The organism is Bacillus cereus group sp. BfR-BA-01311 (assembly GCF_022664295.1).
Lineage (GTDB): Bacteria > Bacillota > Bacilli > Bacillales > Bacillaceae_G > Bacillus_A > Bacillus_A cereus.
The window spans coordinates 35,108-52,874 of record NZ_JAKUHC010000003.1; the positions used below are offsets into that span (position 1 = coordinate 35,108).

Here is a 17,767-nt window from a genome sequence, read left to right on the forward strand (position 1 = left end):
CTACGTATGCCAACAACTACTTTGTAATGGACCAGCAATTGGATAGCATTACTCTCAAAAAAGCACCGTGCTTTTTCAAGGGAGTAGTCTGCCCATTCCCATTACAAAGGAGCGTATTGCATCTGTAGTATGATGTTTACGGAGGTTCCTCTTTGGGGACCTCCTTTTATTCTTGTCTTTTTCTCATGCCTTCATACTACAAGACATCCAAATAGCTGTATTACGTTCCTTTACCACTACTATAAGAGGTGAAGGAAAATGCAGAAAGTACAACTTTCTTGGAGTTTATATGAAAACGAGCAAAACACAATCGAAAAATATTGTAAAAATTGCAGACGTACTACCCTATTTACCGACACAAATATTCGTAGGCATAACGCCAACGGAAAAAACATATACCGCTTTGCCATTTATAAATGTCCGAAAGACCATACGTGGAATCAAAAACTTCGTATTTATAAAGCATTTACTGATCACGTTGAAACAGTCGATATGACGCAGCAGGATCAGCCAGAAACAACTACTACCATTTCCATTACGCAACATCAAGAAAGCGGCATAACCGAAATCACAATCGTATTAGATATTGTTTTCGGTTCCCACCGCATCGATAAAGCCTTATCCACATATATTTCCGACTGGAGCCGTACACGCATTGTGGATAAAATTAAAAATGGGGATATTCAATTAAACGGACAACAAATGAAGCCAAATACAATACTTTCTGAAGGCGATCATATCTCGATTTGTTTGTAAGCAAAAATATGCAAAAAATCCTCTTACAATTGTAAGAGGATTTTTTTATTTCTTCACTTTTCGTAATACAAAATGTGCGCAACCGAAGTTACAGTACTCGTATAAATACTCCGTTAACGTACTAATTTTCGTATCATATGTCGCACGTTGGTTACTATCATCAAAGAATCCGCGCAATCTAAGTTGCTCATATCCCCAATCCCCAACGATGTAATCATATTTATTTAAAATTTCTGCATAGCGCTCTTTAAATGCTTCTTCACTAAAACCGTCACGAAAGTTTTTAATTACTTCGTACTGAACATTATTAATGCTCACCGTAGCATGAATCTCTTGCTTTTGCTCCATCATTAACTTCCTCTCTAAGCATTCTTCTTTTTATCGTATCACAAAGCATAACAACCAACAATTTCAAATACAAAAAATTGCAAATTAGTACATGCTATGGAGAAGGAGGTGATACATCGTGAAAAAACAAATTTTACTTTCCCTTCTCACTCTTTCCTTATTTGCAGGCTGCCAATCAGCGAACAAAGCTGAAATGGAACGTGAAGAAGGAAGCCGTGTTCTTGTTTCCAATAAAAACGACATGTATCATACGGAAAATACAAATACAAGACTCACAAGAGTCGGTTATTCTTCTAAACAAAAGCATGAAGTATCTAACAAACAAGTAGGGGCCATTAATCGCGAGAAAGTCGCTGAAATGATTACAAGCATGACAGTCAAACTTCCTGACGTTACAAACGCTGCTACACTCGTTACTGATGATGAAGTGTTCGTTGTATATCGTGCAAACACAACGAATCCAAAACTCGTAGCGGATCAAGTATATAGAGCTGCTTTGTCCATCGTCCCTCGCTATTATAAAGCATATGTATCAACAGACCAAAAGTTGATTTCTCAAATTCAAGGGCTTCAATCTGGCGCATTAAATGATACAGAGTATACGCAAAGCCTCGATATGTTAAAACGAGAAATGAGTAAAAATCCTCATTTGAACAATACGGGAGATCAGACTTTGAATGATATGATTAAAAAGTAAAACAGGTGGAGAAAATCTCCACCTGTTTTACTTTTTATTTTTTATTACGATCCGCATAAACCTCCATCGCATCACACATAAACTGCGCTAATCCCTCACCAAACTTATCGATATTTTTCGTAAAGCGCTCATCAGCGACGTACATTTGACCGAGTCCTTTAAAAGCATCTAACGAATATTCACCGAAGTTTTGCAAGTAATCGTACCATACTTTAATAGCTGCCTGCGCCTCTTTAGAATCTGGTGCATCGTGTCTAAGCGTTGCTAAATTTCTATAAATAGCATTAAACTCCTCTTGGTTCTCTTTTGACATACCTTTTGCATATTCGTTCGCTTTATCTACAGCTGCGTCTCCCCATTTTTCACGTGCTTCTTCTTCATATGGGTTATGGCTGAAATCGAATCCTTCAAATTTCTCTTTATTCGTCATTTCAATCTCTCCTTTTGTATGCTGAATTGTTTTATCAATCGTCGCAATCACCTTATCTAATCTGGCACGCTTTTCAAGAAGCATCTTCTTATGAAGCTGTAGTGCCTCTTCGCGATCAAATGATGGACTCATGATAATCTCTTTAATTTTCTTCAAAGGGAAGCCAAGCTCTTTAAAAAACAAAATTTGCTGCAATGTCTCTAAATTTTCATTGGAATACAGACGATATCCAGACTCTGTCGTCTCGTCTGGGGTTAACAACCCAATTTCATCGTAATGATGCAGTGTGCGCACACTAATTCCAACTAAATCAGCTACTTCTTTTACTCTCATTGTCATTTGTATCTCCCCCTTAGTACATACGATAAAGTATGACGCAACGTTAGAGTCAATAAGTAAATTCATTTTCTTTCTAAAAGTTTCATCTCTCCCCTATTTCATGCATAATAGATATGTACATATATTAGAAAGCGGTGAAAGTATGGTTTCAAATACTGTAATTGCCAGCATCATTTTTCAACTCATTATCTCGATTCTGGTCCCAATTATCGTACTCGTTTATTTCCGTAAAAAATATAATATGAATTGGAAAGTGGTCGGCGTTGGTGTTCTTATCTTTATCGGATTCACCCAAATTCTTGAAACACCATTCCACCTATTTATGCGCGGTAATCCAACAATCGCTCCATTTTTAGAAAATCCGTTTGTCTTCGCAATTTATGGCGGATTGACTGCTGGTATTTTTGAAGAATTAGGACGCTTCGTTGCCTTCTTCTTCTTACTAAAAAAATATCTAGAATATAAAGATGGCTTCGCTTATGGAATTGGTCACGGCGGAATTGAATCTATTTTAATTGGCGGTTTTTCTGCATTACAAGCATTAATCTTTGCTAATTCTATTAACGATGGTAGCTTCGCTCGACTGATTGAACAAAAACCCGAGCTTAGCATTTTACAGGACATGTTAATTCAGCAACCTGCCTACTTATACTTCCTTGGTAGCTTAGAAAGAATTATGGCACTCGTGCTTCAAATCGCCTTTACAATGCTTGTTTTATACGCAGTCAAACAGAAGAAATATATCTTCCTAGTATACGCTATACTATTCCACGCATTTGTAGACTTTTTCGCGGCACTTTACCAAACAAAAACAATCAATATCTTTGTTGCCGAAGGAATTACCCTTCTCTTCACAATTGGGGCTGTCGTTCTTATTCGCAAGATGAAAGCGAAATTAATGAGTGCGCCGGAGTAAAAAATAACCCACCGATTGGTGGGTTATTTTTTATGGATTGTCGCAATGGTGATAGCTTTTTCCTTCTTGCAGCTCCCTCTTTGTTTCTGCATCTATAACGATGTACTTATGGAACTCTTCTACTTCATTTTGAGAAAAGGAAGCGAAAAAATAAACTTGGCGATCAGGATGAACAAAAAAATCTTGAAGCATCACACTACTCCGACAACCCATGGTTGTTTTTTGTAGGAAAGAAAATTCCTCATCAGCCACTTCTTTAAATAAGATTTTTTTCCGAACACTATATGCTGCATTATTGTATTCTTTATAGATTTTCTTATCTAACTGTTTATAAAAAACATCCTCACTCACAAATGACTTATTTCGATTGCTTGGATAATTTAGTTTTTGATTCGACTCTGCATAAGTTGTGGACAAGTGTATAAAAAAACAAAGACTAAATACAATACATATCATTTTATTCATGATTGCACCTCAAATGTTCATTATCCACATTACTTTTCCACATATTTAAATCAATATGCTGTTTCCAATAAAAAGGAATTATTTCTACATTTGTCGAAGTATATAGCGTCAACTTGAAAGATGGGGATGAATTATGAAGAAAATTATTGTAATACGACATTGTTCAGCAATTGGGCAAAAACGTGATGATGAATTAACGACCGATGGAAAAGACCAAGCAAACACCCTTGCTACATTCCTCTTAGAAAATCATCTACAAATCGATCATATTATTTCAAGCCCATTTGTCCGAGCTATCGATTCCATTCGGCCCTATGCGCTCCAAGCTAACTTATCTATCCAAGAAGATGAACGATTAACTGAACGCATATTGAGCAACATTCCAATGGATGATTGGATGCAAAAACTAGAATCTACTTTTACAAATATAGATATTGCCTTTTCAGGCGGAGAGTCAACAAAACAAGCAACAGACCGGGCCCTATCGCTTATTCAAGACGTTTTACAATTAAACCATACGACAACACTACTTGTTACACATGGCAATTTACTTACGCTCATTTTAAAGCATTTTGATCATACGATTGGCTTTAATGAATGGAGAACTTTAACGAATCCTGATATTTACGAAATTACAATCGACGAACAATGTATTATAAAACGCTTATGGGAAGCATCGTCCAAGTAATATCCCTTTCCAAAACATTCAGTTGACGCCACGAGAAGAGACTGTTCTAACAATAGAAAGGGGTATCATTTCATATGTACGAAGACGTACTTGCTTTACTACATAAAACAAATGTTTCTTATGAAAAATTCGAACACGAACCGGTACTCGATTATGAGACCGATCGGATCGTACGTGAAAGGCTTGGCTTACAAGGCACTCCAAGTAAAAGCTTATTTTTAAAATCAAAGTCTGGAGATTATTACGTATTTTTTACGTTAGAGGGCACAAGGCTCAACCGGGGAGAGATGAAAGAACTATCAGGAGAACGCTTATCTCTCTGTTCTCCTGATGAACTGCGAGACAAAACTGGCTGTACGCCGGGATGTGTAGCTCCTTTCGGATATTCACACGATGTAACAATTATTGTGGATAACGCTATTTATACGTACGATAAAATTTTAATTACACCTGGTGTTCCTGAATTTACAATTGAATTATCCACAGAAGAATTAAAAAAGATTTTATTAACATGTCCAAATACCATTTTAGAGTACAAACAAAAAGAGAGCTAATCATTAGCTCTCTTTTTTCATTATTTAGCTTCTGCTGTTTTTTCTTTTGCAGAACGTACTTGCTCGTCCGCATGGTAAGAAGAACGCACAAGTGGGCCAGCTTCACAGTGGCTAAATCCTTTGCTAAGTGCAATTTCTTTAAGCTCTGCAAATTCTGCTGGTGGGTAATATTTAAGAACTGGTAAATGCTTCTTAGATGGTTGTAGGTATTGCCCAAGAGTTAAAATATCCACATTGTTTGCACGTAAGTCATCCATTGCTTCAATTAAATCTTCTCTCGTTTCACCTAAGCCCACCATAATGCTCGATTTAGTTGGAATATCAGGCTGCATTTCTTTCGCTCGACGTAAAAACTCTAATGAACGTTCATATTTTGCTCTAGCGCGAACTCGGTCAGATAATCGACGTACTGTTTCAATGTTATGGTTTAAAATATCTGGTTTTGCATCCATTAACATTTTTAAGTTTTCTTCTACTCCACCCATATCAGATGGTAATACTTCGATAGACGTGAATGGGTTTTTACGACGTACTGCGCGTACTGTTTCAGCAAAAACAGCTGCTCCCCCGTCCTTTAAATCATCACGTGCAACCGCTGTTATAACAACGTGCTTTAAGCCCATTTGTACTACTGAATCTGCTACGCGTTCTGGTTCTTGTAAATCAAGCTCAGTTGGTAAGCCTGTTTTAACCGCACAAAAACGACAAGCACGTGTACAAACCGCACCTAAAATCATAAATGTTGCTGTTTTTCTTACAGCCCAGCATTCATGAATATTCGGACATTTTGCCTCTTCACAAACGGTATGAAGATTCTTAGAACGCATCATTTTCTTTAAGCCTGTATAGTTTTCATTCGTGTTTAACTTAATTTTCAACCATTCGGGCTTGCGCTTATATTCTGTTTGTTTTGTCATGGTTATCAACTCCGCACAATATGAAATAGTTTACCGTGTTCGCTTCTTTCAATGTAACATATCTATTCTAACGTATGAAAGCGATTTGCTCAAATGAAGATTCTAAGATTTTTTCCAATCGTTCCCTATAATGAAATACTCCGTATATCCCACACTAAAAAGAGTGATGTTGTGAAAGGAGTCTATTTCATGCTTCGAAAAATTTCTCTTTTGCTTTCTATTTGTTTTCTTCTCCACCAAAACATCGCTTACGGTGAAGATAATCAGCAAAGCATATACGAAAAGCGCATGGCACTATATAAAGAAACCGAGCAGTCTTCAGGCATTCCATGGTATTACTTAGCTGCAATGGATCAATATGAAAGAAATATACGGAGCGTAAGAAAAGATATTCCGAAAAAACCAGATGCCATCATTTCCCTTTATTTCAAACCAGAAATATGGGCTGGACCTATTAATAGTAACGATACTCTCCCCCATACAATTTCTCTATTTGGCGGAATAGGTTTAGATGGTGACAAAGATGGATTTGCAAATGCAAATAGCGACCGTGATCTTCTGCATACCGCAGCGACTATTTTAAGGAAACAAGGGACGTCAGAAGACCGTATTAAAATTATGCTCTGGGAATATTATAGACGTGCAAAAACAGTTGATTTAATTAGCGAATATGCCCAAATTTATAAACATTATGGCCGTATTAATTTAGAGGGAAATGCTTTTCCTCTTCCGATCCGTAGTGACCATAGCTACCGTAGTACTTTCGGCGCTGGAAGAAGTTTTGGCGGCAGAAGGATTCATGAAGGAACAGATATTTTCGCCGGATATGGCGTGCCAGTAAGATCGACTTGCTATGGCATTATTGAAACGAAAGGTTGGAACCGCCTTGGTGGATGGCGCATTGGTATTCGCGACCTTCATAACAATTACCATTATTACGCTCATTTAGGCGGGTTCTCAAAAGAAATACAGCTTGGACAAATTGTTGAGCCAGGGAAAGTAATCGGATTTGTTGGTAGCACTGGTTATGGACCTCCTGGTACAGCTGGAAAATTTCCGCCCCACTTACATTTTGGCATGTATAAAGACAATGGCTATACAGAATGGGCCTTCGATCCATACATGCATTTAAGCCTTTGGGAGCGAAAAGAACGAGCAAATACAAAACGATAACCGTAGCTGCATTGCTACGGTTATTTTTTATCCATTAAAAGCCTGGCTGATCCGGGTTTCACTTTATTTACAACTAACTATCTGTTTTCTTTTTATCAGGTACAGCAACACTTCCACTTCCATAATACGTAGGCACTTCCCCTTGAACGATACGCGTCGCAATCGGAACATTTTGTTTCACCGTTATCTCTTTCGTATGAAATGGAATAATTACTTGCAATGTTACTTCCATTTCCATAACAATTTGAATCGCTGTAGTATTAATCCCATGCGGCTCAATTTTTTGTTTAATATCTGTATTCACATGCCCAATTGGCGTGAAATGAATCGGAATATCTGGTCCTATATTACCAAGAAGCGCATTATCAGTTACACGCCCAAAAGGAACTGCCATAGTCGCCCCGTTTTTTTCAGAAATACCTAGCTCCTTCAACTTCCCTTGTTCTACTTGCTGCAAATATTTTTCTATGTACGTGGTCGTTGACGTTACGATTTCATTTACTTGCTTTGTATTTAAATTAATTGTGGATACTTTTCCGTTTTTATCATTCTGTACTTTCATTAATGAATCTACATCGAATCCTTCATTAATTCGATCCTTTACTGCCTTCGTCATAATTGCCGTCGCCATTTTATGCGTCTCTACTTCCCCATATTTAATTAAGGTCGGCTGAATATTATTATTCACAATCCACAACCCTTGCGTAAGTAATATAACAAAAAGAATAAACGACATAAGCAGTATATACCGAAAGGCAATAGGTCCCCTTCGAAACCGCGAGTTTTTCGAACGAAATATACTCATAAAAAAACCTCCTTCTTATATCATTTCTATGCAAGAAGGAGGGACGATATATGCTTATCTCATTTTTAATAATGCTTCTTTTCCAATCGTTCCTGCTGGAATGCCTAATGCTTCAGCTCCAGTCGTTACCGATTCTAGCGGCGCTTCAAGAAGTTGTTCAATCGTTCTTACACCAACCGCACGGCCAGCAATAATTCCTCGATCACCTAACTTCTCATTTAAAAGACCTACATCTAATGCACCACACATAATATATCCTTTATCGCTCATTACAGCTAGCAAATTTGTCTTTGGAAGTTTCACGCTAACCGCAATAAACGTATAATTATCAATTATAATTGGCTCCACATTAACCATAGTTCACACTCCTCTCTTTCTTATCTGTATGACAAGAGAAAAATGAGTGTTACAAGTTAACTAGCCTATAGTTTAACGGAAGATTTATAAGTTATTAACATATCTGTTAACACATCTCTAAGTAGTTCTGGCATATAATATTGTTTGTCAGAAAGTGTGGATAGCTCTGGGTATAAGTAGCCAAATGTAAACATATCAATTGTTCCTACTGTATATATACGATCTAATTCCAGCGATTCCCCGTTAATTAATACATCTTCGAGTAAAATTTTATTCCCAGGAATCGTATCTGGAATTACTTCTACACCCGCGTAAATCATTTTCCCCATCACTTTCCCACGAAATCCGAATCCTTTCACCTCAAGATTCTCCATATTCGGCTTACGTGCTTTCAAAATAACTTCTCTTAATATCTTTCCTGGAACTTTCAAAGCACACGGATTAATTGGATGTGGACAAATTCTGTGAATATCTCCGCGCGTTACGACACCCTCTTCTAACCCTTCAAGAAGTACACCAGCATTCACCATGCCAATTTCTGCACCGCACCATGTTTTCAGCGCACTTGCTAACATATGAGAAAACGGCGTCTCATGAAACCAATCAACCTGTAATGACTCTTTTAAATGAACGACAGGCTCTGCCATTATATGCTTACTTTCTTCCTGCAGTATTTCAATTGTGGATAACGGCTCGCTATAAGCACCTAACCGTTCCGTCTTAATCGCTCTACCGTCCTTTTTCAACAGCTTCTTCGTCTCTTTATCCACAGTAAGCTGCACGTGCCCAACGTAACGTCCCCACTTTTCACAGCAACAAAGTAAAGTATTATTTATTAGAACACCACGCTCAAATAAATGATGCGTATGTGCCCCTAAAATAACATCTATATCATAATGCTCTGCCATATACTCATCCATACTTTTTCCAAGGTGAGAAAGGACAACTGTAATATGTGCCTCATCTCTCACTTCTTCTAAAATAGACTCTAAATGGATAAGCGGATCTTCAATATGCCAATCGAGCATTTGATAAAACTCTGGATACGCAACAGTTAACCCGATAAAAGCAATCGTAATCCCATCTGTCGTTGTATGTAATTTATAAGGCTTTGCCCATGATGGACGTACACCTTCTTTTTCAAATAAATTTGCGACAAGTACTTCAAATCCAGCATCATCATAGAGCCGATTTAAATGCTCTTTCGCTAACGTAATGCCTTCATTATTTCCGATCGTTATATAATCATATAACGCCTCATTTAAAAGCTTCGTATTCCCAATCCCATTTGTCGCTTCCGAAATACTATGAAAACGATCCACATGATCGCCGATATCAATCGTCAAAACCGTCTCTCCCGCTTCCTGTCTTCGCTTTTTCTCCCCTAGAACAAACCGAGAAATTTGCGGCCAATTTTCAAAATGACTATGTATATCGTTTGTATGATAAAGGTGGATGATTGTTTCTTTATTTGTATTCAGAGAAAAAACCTCCTCTCAGTTCCTTACTGCCATTTACGCTATGCGCACACAATAATCCTGTAAATACTTTTCGTCTTTTCTTGCTATTTTACATTGTACTCGCATTGTGAGAAAAAGCAAAAGATTGTCCTTTTTATATGAGAAACTTTTGCTAATGCAGGAAAGAATTCCAGATAGTGGAGGAAGGGGTGGATTTGTCAAAAAGTTTAATAGAGAATTCAGTGGGTGGTTGTTCAAGTGGATTTGTCAGTATCTTTGTCTTAAACCTAGTCGTTCTCTGTTCTTATAAAATATTTGGGGTATGTGAGGATTTTCTTTTGTCTTATCTTGTCGACAAATCGATATTCCTTGTCGAAACGTTGATATATTGAAATAATCGTTGATATATTCCCGTTTATGATCGATATATTTGAAAAATCGTTGATATATTTAGCTGAACACCCACCCGGGTATCCTCTCCCACGGCCAAGACAAATCCGCAAAACAAAAAAGCGCCCTGCACAGCAGGACGCTTTCTTCATACATATATTATCCAGTTCCAGCGGCTAGAATGTTCGGTGGCTTCACTTCTTCCTCACATTCTGAACGAGCCGCTTCCACTTTAAATATGTCCAGCTTCGCCTCCTAGACCCTCATGTCTAAGAACCTTCCGCACGAGAAGAAAAAAGCATCTTCTGTGCGAAAGAACCTTAGCCAACGGGTCTGAACAGTTGGCTCCGCATTTCTATTTAACCGATAGAACCTTCCATCTCAAACTTGATTAGGCGGTTCATTTCAACTGCGTATTCCATTGGAAGTTCGCGAGTGAATGGCTCGATGAAGCCCATTACGATCATTTCTGTAGCTTCTTGCTCAGAAATACCGCGGCTCATTAGGTAGAATAATTGTTCTTCTGATACTTTCGATACTTTCGCTTCGTGCTCAAGTGAAACGTAATCGTTTTTGATTTCGTTGTAAGGAATTGTATCAGATGTAGATTGGTTATCCATGATTAACGTGTCACACTCGATGTTAGAGCGAGAGTTTTTCGCTTTTGGTCCGAAGTGTACGATACCACGGTAAGTTACTTTACCACCATGCTTCGCAATCGATTTAGAAACGATTGTTGAAGACGTGTTTGGTGCTAAGTGAATCATTTTCGCACCAGCATCTTGGTGTTGGCCTTTACCAGCAATCGCGATAGATAATGTTAAACCACGAGCGCCTTCGCCTTTTAAGATAACTGCTGGGTATTTCATCGTTAATTTAGATCCGATGTTACCGTCAATCCATTCCATCGTTGCGTTTTCTTCACAAACCGCACGTTTTGTAACTAGGTTGTATACGTTGTTCGCCCAGTTTTGGATTGTTGTATAACGGCAATATGCATCTTTCTTAATGATGATTTCTACTACCGCACTGTGAAGTGAGTTAGTCGTGTAAACAGGTGCTGTACAACCTTCTACGTAGTGTACGTGTGCGCCTTCGTCTACGATGATAAGCGTACGCTCGAATTGTCCCATATTTTCAGAGTTAATACGGAAATACGCTTGAAGTGGTGTATCAACTTTAACACCTTTTGGAACGTAGATGAATGATCCACCAGACCAAACTGCAGAGTTTAATGCAGAGAATTTGTTGTCTGTTGGTGGGATTACTTTTCCGAAATGCTCACGGAAAATATCTTCGTTCTCTTTTAATGCGCTATCTGTATCTTTGAAGACGATTCCTAGAGCTTCTAGGTCTTCTTTCATGTTGTGGTATACAACTTCAGATTCGTACTGTGCAGATACACCAGCTAAATATTTTTGCTCAGCTTCTGGAATACCTAATTTATCAAATGTTGCTTTAATTTCATCAGGTACTTCATCCCAAGACTTCTCAGATTTCTCAGATGGTTTTACGTAGTACGTAATTTCATCGAAATCTAAGTCGTTTAAGTCGCCGCCCCATTGTGGCATTGGCATTTCGTAGAACTTATCCAGTGATTTTAAACGGAAGTCTAACATCCACTGTGGTTCTTCTTTCATACGTGAAATTTCTTCAACGATCTCTTTTGTTAAACCGCGTCCAGCACGGAAAATCGAAACGTCTTTGTCTTTGAAACCATATTTATAATCGCCGATATCTGGCAGTTGCTTCGCCATGTTGGTGTGTCCCTCCTTAGATAACCTCGTTTTTAGGAACCTTTAACATTACTTATCTTCGTTTAAGCCCTTTTCTAACGCTTTCCACGCTAATGTTGCACATTTAATACGTGCAGGGAACTTGCATACGCCTTGTAATGCTTCAATATCTCCTAAATCGATGCTGTCATCGTACTCTTTTCCTAGCATCATGTCAGAGAAAATTTTCGAAAGCTGAAGTGCTTCTTCAATTTTCTTACCTTTTACTGCTTGTGTCATCATTGAAGCTGAAGACATTGAGATTGAACATCCTTCACCTTCAAACTTCGCCTCTTGCACAATACCTTCTTCTACTTTCATCGTAAGTTGAATACGATCGCCGCAAGTTGGATTGTTCAAGTTAACGGTAACACTATCTTCTAACACGCCATGGTTACGAGGATTTTTGTAATGATCCATAATAACTTGACGATATAACGTATCTAAATTATTAAATGACATTTGTGAAATACTCCTTTGTCTTGATTAGCGATTCAACAAATGTATCAATTTCTTCTTTTGTATTATATAAATAGAAGCTCGCACGTGCTGTTGAAGAAGCTTTTAGCCACTTCATAAGCGGTTGTGCACAGTGATGTCCTGCGCGAACTGCAATGCCTTCTACATCTAATACAGTCGCTACATCGTGAGGATGTACGTCTTCAATATTAAATGTAACAAGACCAGCGCGATGCTTTGGACCATAAATTGTAACGCCGTCTACTTCTGATAGTCTTTCTAAAGCGTATTGCGCTAATTCATGCTCATGCTTTTCAATATTATCAAGACCGATTTCTTCTAGGAAATCAATTGCCGCACCAAGTCCGATTGCATTACCGATAATCGGTGTACCTGCTTCAAACTTCCACGGAAGCTCTTTCCACGTAGATTCTTGTAAATCTACGAAATCAATCATTTCACCGCCAAATTCAATTGGCTCCATATTGTTCAGCAATTCTTTTTTACCATATAATACGCCGATACCTGTAGGTCCGCACATCTTATGAGCAGATAATGCGTAGAAATCACAGTTTAAATCTTGTACATCCACTTTCATGTGAGGTGTACTTTGTGCACCGTCAACGACCATAATTGCGCCATTTTCGTGTGCAATTGCTCCGATTTCTTTTACAGGGTTAATCGTTCCAAGTACGTTAGAAACATACATGATAGAAACGATTTTTGTATTCGGTGTAATTGTTTGACGAGCATCTTCTATTGAAATTGTCCCATCTGGTTGAAGCGGAAGATATTTTAAAGTTGCACCAGTTTTCTTCGCAACTTGTTGCCACGGAATGATATTACTATGGTGCTCCATGTAAGAAATAACGATTTCATCGCCCTCTTTTACATTTTCAAGACCATAGCTAGCTGCTACTGTATTTAATGCAGTTGTCGTTCCGCGTGTGAAAATAATCTCTTCCATTGATTTCGCATTGATAAACTTGCGAACTTTCTCACGTGCACCTTCATACGCGTCGGTAGCTTTCGTACCGAGCGTATGAACACCGCGATGCACGTTAGAATTGTATTCTTTATAGTAACGCTCTAACGTTTCAATGACTTGAATTGGTTTTTGAGAAGTTGCTGCACTATCGAAATAAACAAGTTGTTTGCCGTTCACTTTTTGATCAAGAATTGGAAACTGTTTGCGTATTTCATGAATATTCATTAGCGAACTTTCCTTTCAATTACCTCAACAAGCTGTGCTTTTACTCCTTCAATTGGAAGCTCATTAACTACAGGTGCTAAGAATCCATGGATGACTAAACGTTCTGCTTCGCGTTTTGGAATACCACGGCTCATCAAGTAGTATAGTTGGACTGGATCTACGCGACCTACTGAAGCTGCGTGACCTGCCATTACATCATCTTCGTCGATTAAAAGAATTGGGTTTGCATCACCGCGAGCTTTTTCATCTAACATAAGAACGCGAGAAGATTGTTGTGCATTTGATTTAGATGCACCGTGTTCAATCTTACCAATTCCGTTAAAGATAGATGTTGCACTATCTTTTTGTACACCGTGTTTTAAAATCCAACCTTCAGAGTGTTTACCGAAGTGAACAACTTTAGTTGTAAAGTTTTGTGTTTGGTTACCACGGCCAATTGTTACTGTTTTCGTATCAGCATATGAACCGTCGCCCATTAAGTTCGTAACGTTCTCTGAAATTGTGTTTCCGTCATTCATAAGGCCTAGAGCCCAATCAATACGGCCGTCGCGTCCTACTGTGCCGCGGCGGTTAACGTAAGTTGTTACATCTTTTGCTAATAGATCAACCGCACCGAATTTCACTTGTGCGCCTTGTTCCACGATTACTTCTGCTACGATATTTGCAATACCTTTAGCATTTTCATTTGCAACGTAGTTTTCTACATAAGTTGCAGTACTGTTCGCATCAGCTACGAATAATACGTGGTTATATACGTTAGCTTCTTCGCCGTCTACTAAGAATACAGCTTGAAGTGGAGTTTCAAGAACAACGTTTTTCGGAACATATACGAATGCACCGCCGTTGATTAATGCAGCATGAAGTGCAGTTAGACGATGCTCGTCTACCTTCACGCCGTCTTTCATTAAGTACTTTTGTACTAGTTCAGCGTGCTCAGTTGCTGCTGTTACGATGTCTGTAAAAATAACACCTTTTTCTTTTGCTTCGTCTGCTAAAGAAACGAATGCAGTTGTACCAGTACGTTGCACTAATACGCTGTTATTTTCATCGATTAAGTTTTTCACTGCTTCTGGAAGTTCAGTTAAAGAACTTACAGGCTCTTGCTTAGCAGCGTCGCCTTTTCCGATAAAGTCCCATTTGTCAATTTTCGTTTTATCAGGCGTTGGCATTGGAAGTTCAGTTGCTTGTGCAAGAGCTTGTAAGCGGAACTCAGTCAACCAAGCTGCTTCGTTTACTTCGCTTGCGCGTTGACGGATTGTTTCTTGATCGAAAGGTAATGTACCGATTGTCATGTTTATGCTCCTCTCTTACGCTTCTTGCTCTGTTGTTTCGTCTTCAATACCTAATTCTTTTTTAATCCAGTCGTAACCTTCAGCTTCTAGACGTTGTGCAAGCTCAGGGCCACCAGATTTAACGATACGACCGTTCATCATAACGTGAACGAAGTCTGGAGTGATGTAGTTTAATAAACGTTGGTAATGCGTAATCATTAGGCAACCGAACTCTTCGCCGCGCATTTCGTTAATACCTTTAGATACAACTTTTAATGCATCGATATCAAGACCTGAGTCGATTTCATCTAAGATTGCGATTTTTGGCTCAATCATCATTAATTGAAGAATTTCGTTACGTTTTTTCTCTCCACCAGAGAAACCTTCGTTTAAGTAACGTTGTGCCATTTCTGGATCCATTTCTAAGAATTCCATGTTTTTATCTAATGTACGGATAAATTTCATAAGAGAAATTTCATCGCCTTCTTCACGACGTGCGTTAATTGCAGAACGTAAGAAGTCAGCGTTTGTTACTCCGCTAATTTCACTTGGATATTGCATTGCTAGGAATAGACCCGCTTGTGCGCGCTCGTCTACTTCCATTTCTAATACATCTTCACCGTCGATGATGATGCTACCTTCTGTTACTTCATACTTTGGGTGACCCATAATTGCAGAAGATAAAGTTGATTTACCTGTTCCGTTAGGTCCCATAATTGCGTGGATTTCTCCACCTTTTACTTCAAGGTTTACACCCTTTAAAATTTCTTTGCCATCAATTGATACGTGTAAGTCTTTAACCGTTAATGTAGAACCAGCCATCTCAATACCTCCATTAATCCTATATATACATTTTAAAAATTCCTAAAACGTTCATATTCTCATTTTATTCTCATTCTAATTTTATATCAAATAAAATGATATCGCAAACGACGAAAAAAAGTAACCGTTTTTTCACAAATGTATATAAGTATTTCCTTCACATCTTTCTATGATACACCTTTCTTCTTATTTATATAAAGAAAAAAGGACTGGTAATTTTCCAGCCCTTTCCTTATATTTATTCACTTACCGGAAGTACAGCACCTTTATATTCTTTATTAATAAAATCTTGAATTTCTTTTGAATGTAGCACTTCTACTAGCTCTTTAATTTCTTTTTTCTTCTCATCACCTTTACGAACTGCAATGATGTTTGCATACGGAGAGTCTGATCCTTCAATCGCAATTGCATCCTTTGTTGGATTTAATTTTGCATCAATTGCATAGTTTGAATTAATAAATAAAGCATCTCCCTCATTATTTTCATACAATTTCGGTGAAAGTCCAGGTTCAACATCTGTTTTAAATTTTAAGTTTTTCGGGTTTTCTACAACATCTTTTACTGTTGCTTTAACAACATCTACTCCGTCTTTTAATTTAATAACGCCGCCTTTTTGTAACAGTGCTAGCATGCGGCCACGCTCCGCTACGTTATTACTCATAATCACTGTCCCGCCATCTGGTAAGTCTTTTAAGCTTTTATATTTCTTAGAATAAATGCCCATAGGTTCTAAATGGATTTTTCCTGCGTTTACAATTTTATATCCCTTTTCTTGAATTTCTTTATCTAAGTAAGGAATATGCTGAAAGTAGTTCGCATCAATTTCTTTATCCGCTAACGCTTTATTTGGCAGTACATAATCCTGAAACTTTTTAATCTCTAACTTAATACCTTTTTTCTCTAATATTGGCTGTGCCTTCTCTAAAATAACAGCGTGTGGCACGTTAGAAGCTCCAACAACAAGCTTATTCTCCTCTTTCCCTCCGCAAGCAGCTAATGTAAATACAGACAGCGCTGTAACAACTGACAGTAGAACCTTTTTCATATGATTTCCCCTTCTCCCCAATGGTTATGTAGTTATAAAAAGAGCCGGCATACACCAGCCCTTTTCAGCAATTATTCTTTTACAGGAACAACTGCCCCTTTATATTCTTTATTAATGAAGTCTTCAATTTCTTTAGAATGCAATACTTCTACAAGAGCTTTAATCTCTTTCTTATCTTTATCGCCTTTACGAACAGCTACTATGTTTGCGTATGGTGAATCATTTCCTTCAATTGCAATTGCATCTTTTTCCGGATTTAACTTTGCATCAATTGCATAGTTAGAGTTAATTAAAACAGCGTCGCCTTCTTTATTGTTATACACTTGTGGCAATAAACCAGGCTCGATATCCGTTTTGAATTTTAGATTTTTCGGATTATCTGCAATATCTTTTGGAGTTGCTTTAACTGGATCTATTCCGTCTTTAATTTTTAAAATACCTTCTTTTTGTAAAATTGCTAAACCACGTCCATGGTCAGCAACTGAATTACTCATAATAATTGTCGCTCCGTCCGGAAGCTCTTTTAAGCTCTTATACTTTTGAGAGTACACACCAATTGGTTCTAAATGAATTTTTCCTGCTACTTCAAAGTCATATTTTTTATCTTTAATTTCTTTTTCTAAATACGGAATGTGCTGGAAGTAGTTTGCATCTAAATCCTTATCCGCTAACGATTTATTTGGTAATACGTAGTCTTGGAATTTTTTAATTTCTAACTCAATTCCTTTTTTCTCAAGTAACGGTTTTGCCTTTTCTAAAATAACAGCGTGCGGTACGTTAGAAGCACCCACAACAAGTTTCTTTTCATCTTTATCTTTCCCGCCACAAGCAGCTAATCCAAAAATTGAAGTTGAAATAAGTGCCGTAAGTAACAATTTTTTCATTTG

The 17,767-nt window shown here is 37.9% G+C and carries 20 protein-coding genes; 6 read left to right on the forward strand and 14 right to left on the reverse strand.

From position 1 onward, the window contains the following. The first annotated feature begins 258 nt into the window (after nucleotides 1-258). A complete protein-coding gene (locus MR136_RS08120; RefSeq protein WP_001174567.1) occupies nucleotides 259-756 on the forward strand; it encodes a hypothetical protein in 498 nt (165 codons plus the stop codon). Nucleotides 757-801: 45 nt separating this feature from the next. Here the strand turns inward: MR136_RS08120 and MR136_RS08125 are convergent, their stop codons facing one another. After that, complete coding sequence (locus tag MR136_RS08125) at nucleotides 802-1,104, reverse strand: YutD family protein (protein ID WP_000435943.1); 303 nt, start codon at nucleotides 1,102-1,104, stop codon at nucleotides 802-804. A gap of 118 nt (nucleotides 1,105-1,222) precedes the next feature. Here MR136_RS08125 and MR136_RS08130 point away from each other — a divergent pair, with 118 nt between their 5' ends. Next, complete coding sequence (locus MR136_RS08130) at nucleotides 1,223-1,801, forward strand: YhcN/YlaJ family sporulation lipoprotein (RefSeq protein WP_242259316.1); 579 nt, start codon at nucleotides 1,223-1,225, stop codon at nucleotides 1,799-1,801. 34 nt (nucleotides 1,802-1,835) lie between these two features. On the opposite strand, the gene MR136_RS08135 is transcribed toward MR136_RS08130, so the two are convergent. Beyond that, nucleotides 1,836-2,570 (reverse strand): MerR family transcriptional regulator, encoded by a 735-nt coding sequence (locus MR136_RS08135; protein ID WP_000178775.1) that lies wholly within the window; start codon nucleotides 2,568-2,570, stop codon nucleotides 1,836-1,838. 100 nt (nucleotides 2,571-2,670) lie between these two features. Between MR136_RS08135 and MR136_RS08140 the strand changes: the two genes are divergently transcribed. Then, complete coding sequence (locus MR136_RS08140; protein ID WP_031312445.1) at nucleotides 2,671-3,486, forward strand: YhfC family intramembrane metalloprotease; 816 nt, start codon at nucleotides 2,671-2,673, stop codon at nucleotides 3,484-3,486. Nucleotides 3,487-3,516: 30 nt separating this feature from the next. Here the strand turns inward: MR136_RS08140 and MR136_RS08145 are convergent, their stop codons facing one another. After that, the gene (locus MR136_RS08145; RefSeq protein ID WP_001038433.1) at nucleotides 3,517-3,951 is read right to left on the reverse strand and encodes a hypothetical protein; all 435 of its coding nucleotides are present in this window, start codon (nucleotides 3,949-3,951) and stop codon (nucleotides 3,517-3,519) included. A gap of 133 nt (nucleotides 3,952-4,084) precedes the next feature. On the opposite strand from MR136_RS08145, the gene MR136_RS08150 reads away from it, so the two are divergent. Together MR136_RS08150 and MR136_RS08155 are read left to right on the forward strand one after the other, a co-directional pair. Next, the gene (locus MR136_RS08150; RefSeq protein ID WP_000721022.1) at nucleotides 4,085-4,639 is read left to right on the forward strand and encodes a histidine phosphatase family protein; all 555 of its coding nucleotides are present in this window, start codon (nucleotides 4,085-4,087) and stop codon (nucleotides 4,637-4,639) included. Nucleotides 4,640-4,713: 74 nt separating this feature from the next. Continuing rightward, entirely contained in the window at nucleotides 4,714-5,193 is a 480-nt protein-coding gene (locus tag MR136_RS08155) for a YbaK/EbsC family protein (RefSeq protein ID WP_000272745.1), read from the forward strand. 20 nt (nucleotides 5,194-5,213) lie between these two features. Here the strand turns inward: MR136_RS08155 and lipA are convergent, their stop codons facing one another. Beyond that, nucleotides 5,214-6,110, reverse strand: a complete 897-nt coding sequence (gene lipA / locus MR136_RS08160; protein ID WP_000166372.1) for a lipoyl synthase — start codon at nucleotides 6,108-6,110, stop codon at nucleotides 5,214-5,216. Between the two features lie 189 nt (nucleotides 6,111-6,299). Here lipA and MR136_RS08165 point away from each other — a divergent pair, with 189 nt between their 5' ends. After that, complete coding sequence (locus tag MR136_RS08165) at nucleotides 6,300-7,283, forward strand: M23 family metallopeptidase (RefSeq protein ID WP_000944665.1); 984 nt, start codon at nucleotides 6,300-6,302, stop codon at nucleotides 7,281-7,283. 73 nt (nucleotides 7,284-7,356) lie between these two features. Here MR136_RS08165 and yunB read toward each other — a convergent pair whose 3' ends face one another. The 10 genes from yunB to metQ (MR136_RS08215) form a co-directional block, all read right to left on the reverse strand. Then, a complete protein-coding gene (gene yunB, locus MR136_RS08170) occupies nucleotides 7,357-8,088 on the reverse strand; it encodes a sporulation protein YunB (RefSeq protein ID WP_000021803.1) in 732 nt (243 codons plus the stop codon). A 54-nt stretch (nucleotides 8,089-8,142) separates the two neighbouring features. Then, nucleotides 8,143-8,445, reverse strand: coding sequence for a YunC family protein (locus MR136_RS08175; RefSeq protein ID WP_000248466.1), 303 nt, complete (start codon nucleotides 8,443-8,445; stop codon nucleotides 8,143-8,145). A 65-nt stretch (nucleotides 8,446-8,510) separates the two neighbouring features. After that, nucleotides 8,511-9,926, reverse strand: coding sequence for a bifunctional metallophosphatase/5'-nucleotidase (locus MR136_RS08180; protein WP_255794571.1), 1,416 nt, complete (start codon nucleotides 9,924-9,926; stop codon nucleotides 8,511-8,513). 728 nt (nucleotides 9,927-10,654) lie between these two features. Then, nucleotides 10,655-12,052, reverse strand: a complete 1,398-nt coding sequence (gene sufB, locus MR136_RS08185) for a Fe-S cluster assembly protein SufB (protein ID WP_001118827.1) — start codon at nucleotides 12,050-12,052, stop codon at nucleotides 10,655-10,657. 48 nt (nucleotides 12,053-12,100) lie between these two features. After that, nucleotides 12,101-12,532, reverse strand: coding sequence for a Fe-S cluster assembly sulfur transfer protein SufU (sufU, locus tag MR136_RS08190; RefSeq protein WP_000009523.1), 432 nt, complete (start codon nucleotides 12,530-12,532; stop codon nucleotides 12,101-12,103). Continuing rightward, complete coding sequence (sufS, locus tag MR136_RS08195) at nucleotides 12,522-13,742, reverse strand: cysteine desulfurase SufS (protein ID WP_001020761.1); 1,221 nt, start codon at nucleotides 13,740-13,742, stop codon at nucleotides 12,522-12,524. The genes sufU and sufS overlap by 11 nt, the downstream gene beginning before the upstream one ends. Continuing rightward, nucleotides 13,742-15,034 (reverse strand): Fe-S cluster assembly protein SufD, encoded by a 1,293-nt coding sequence (gene sufD / locus MR136_RS08200; protein ID WP_017674513.1) that lies wholly within the window; start codon nucleotides 15,032-15,034, stop codon nucleotides 13,742-13,744. Before sufD ends, sufS begins: the two co-directional genes overlap by 1 nt. A gap of 15 nt (nucleotides 15,035-15,049) precedes the next feature. Further along, on the reverse strand, nucleotides 15,050-15,835 hold the full coding sequence (sufC, locus tag MR136_RS08205) for a Fe-S cluster assembly ATPase SufC (RefSeq protein WP_000929160.1): 786 nt from the start codon (nucleotides 15,833-15,835) through the stop codon (nucleotides 15,050-15,052). A 238-nt stretch (nucleotides 15,836-16,073) separates the two neighbouring features. Continuing rightward, complete coding sequence (gene metQ / locus MR136_RS08210; RefSeq protein WP_000757013.1) at nucleotides 16,074-16,880, reverse strand: methionine ABC transporter substrate-binding lipoprotein MetQ; 807 nt, start codon at nucleotides 16,878-16,880, stop codon at nucleotides 16,074-16,076. Nucleotides 16,881-16,951: 71 nt separating this feature from the next. Beyond that, on the reverse strand, nucleotides 16,952-17,764 hold the full coding sequence (gene metQ / locus MR136_RS08215; protein WP_000735099.1) for a methionine ABC transporter substrate-binding lipoprotein MetQ: 813 nt from the start codon (nucleotides 17,762-17,764) through the stop codon (nucleotides 16,952-16,954). Between the last annotated feature and the right edge of the window lie 3 nt (nucleotides 17,765-17,767).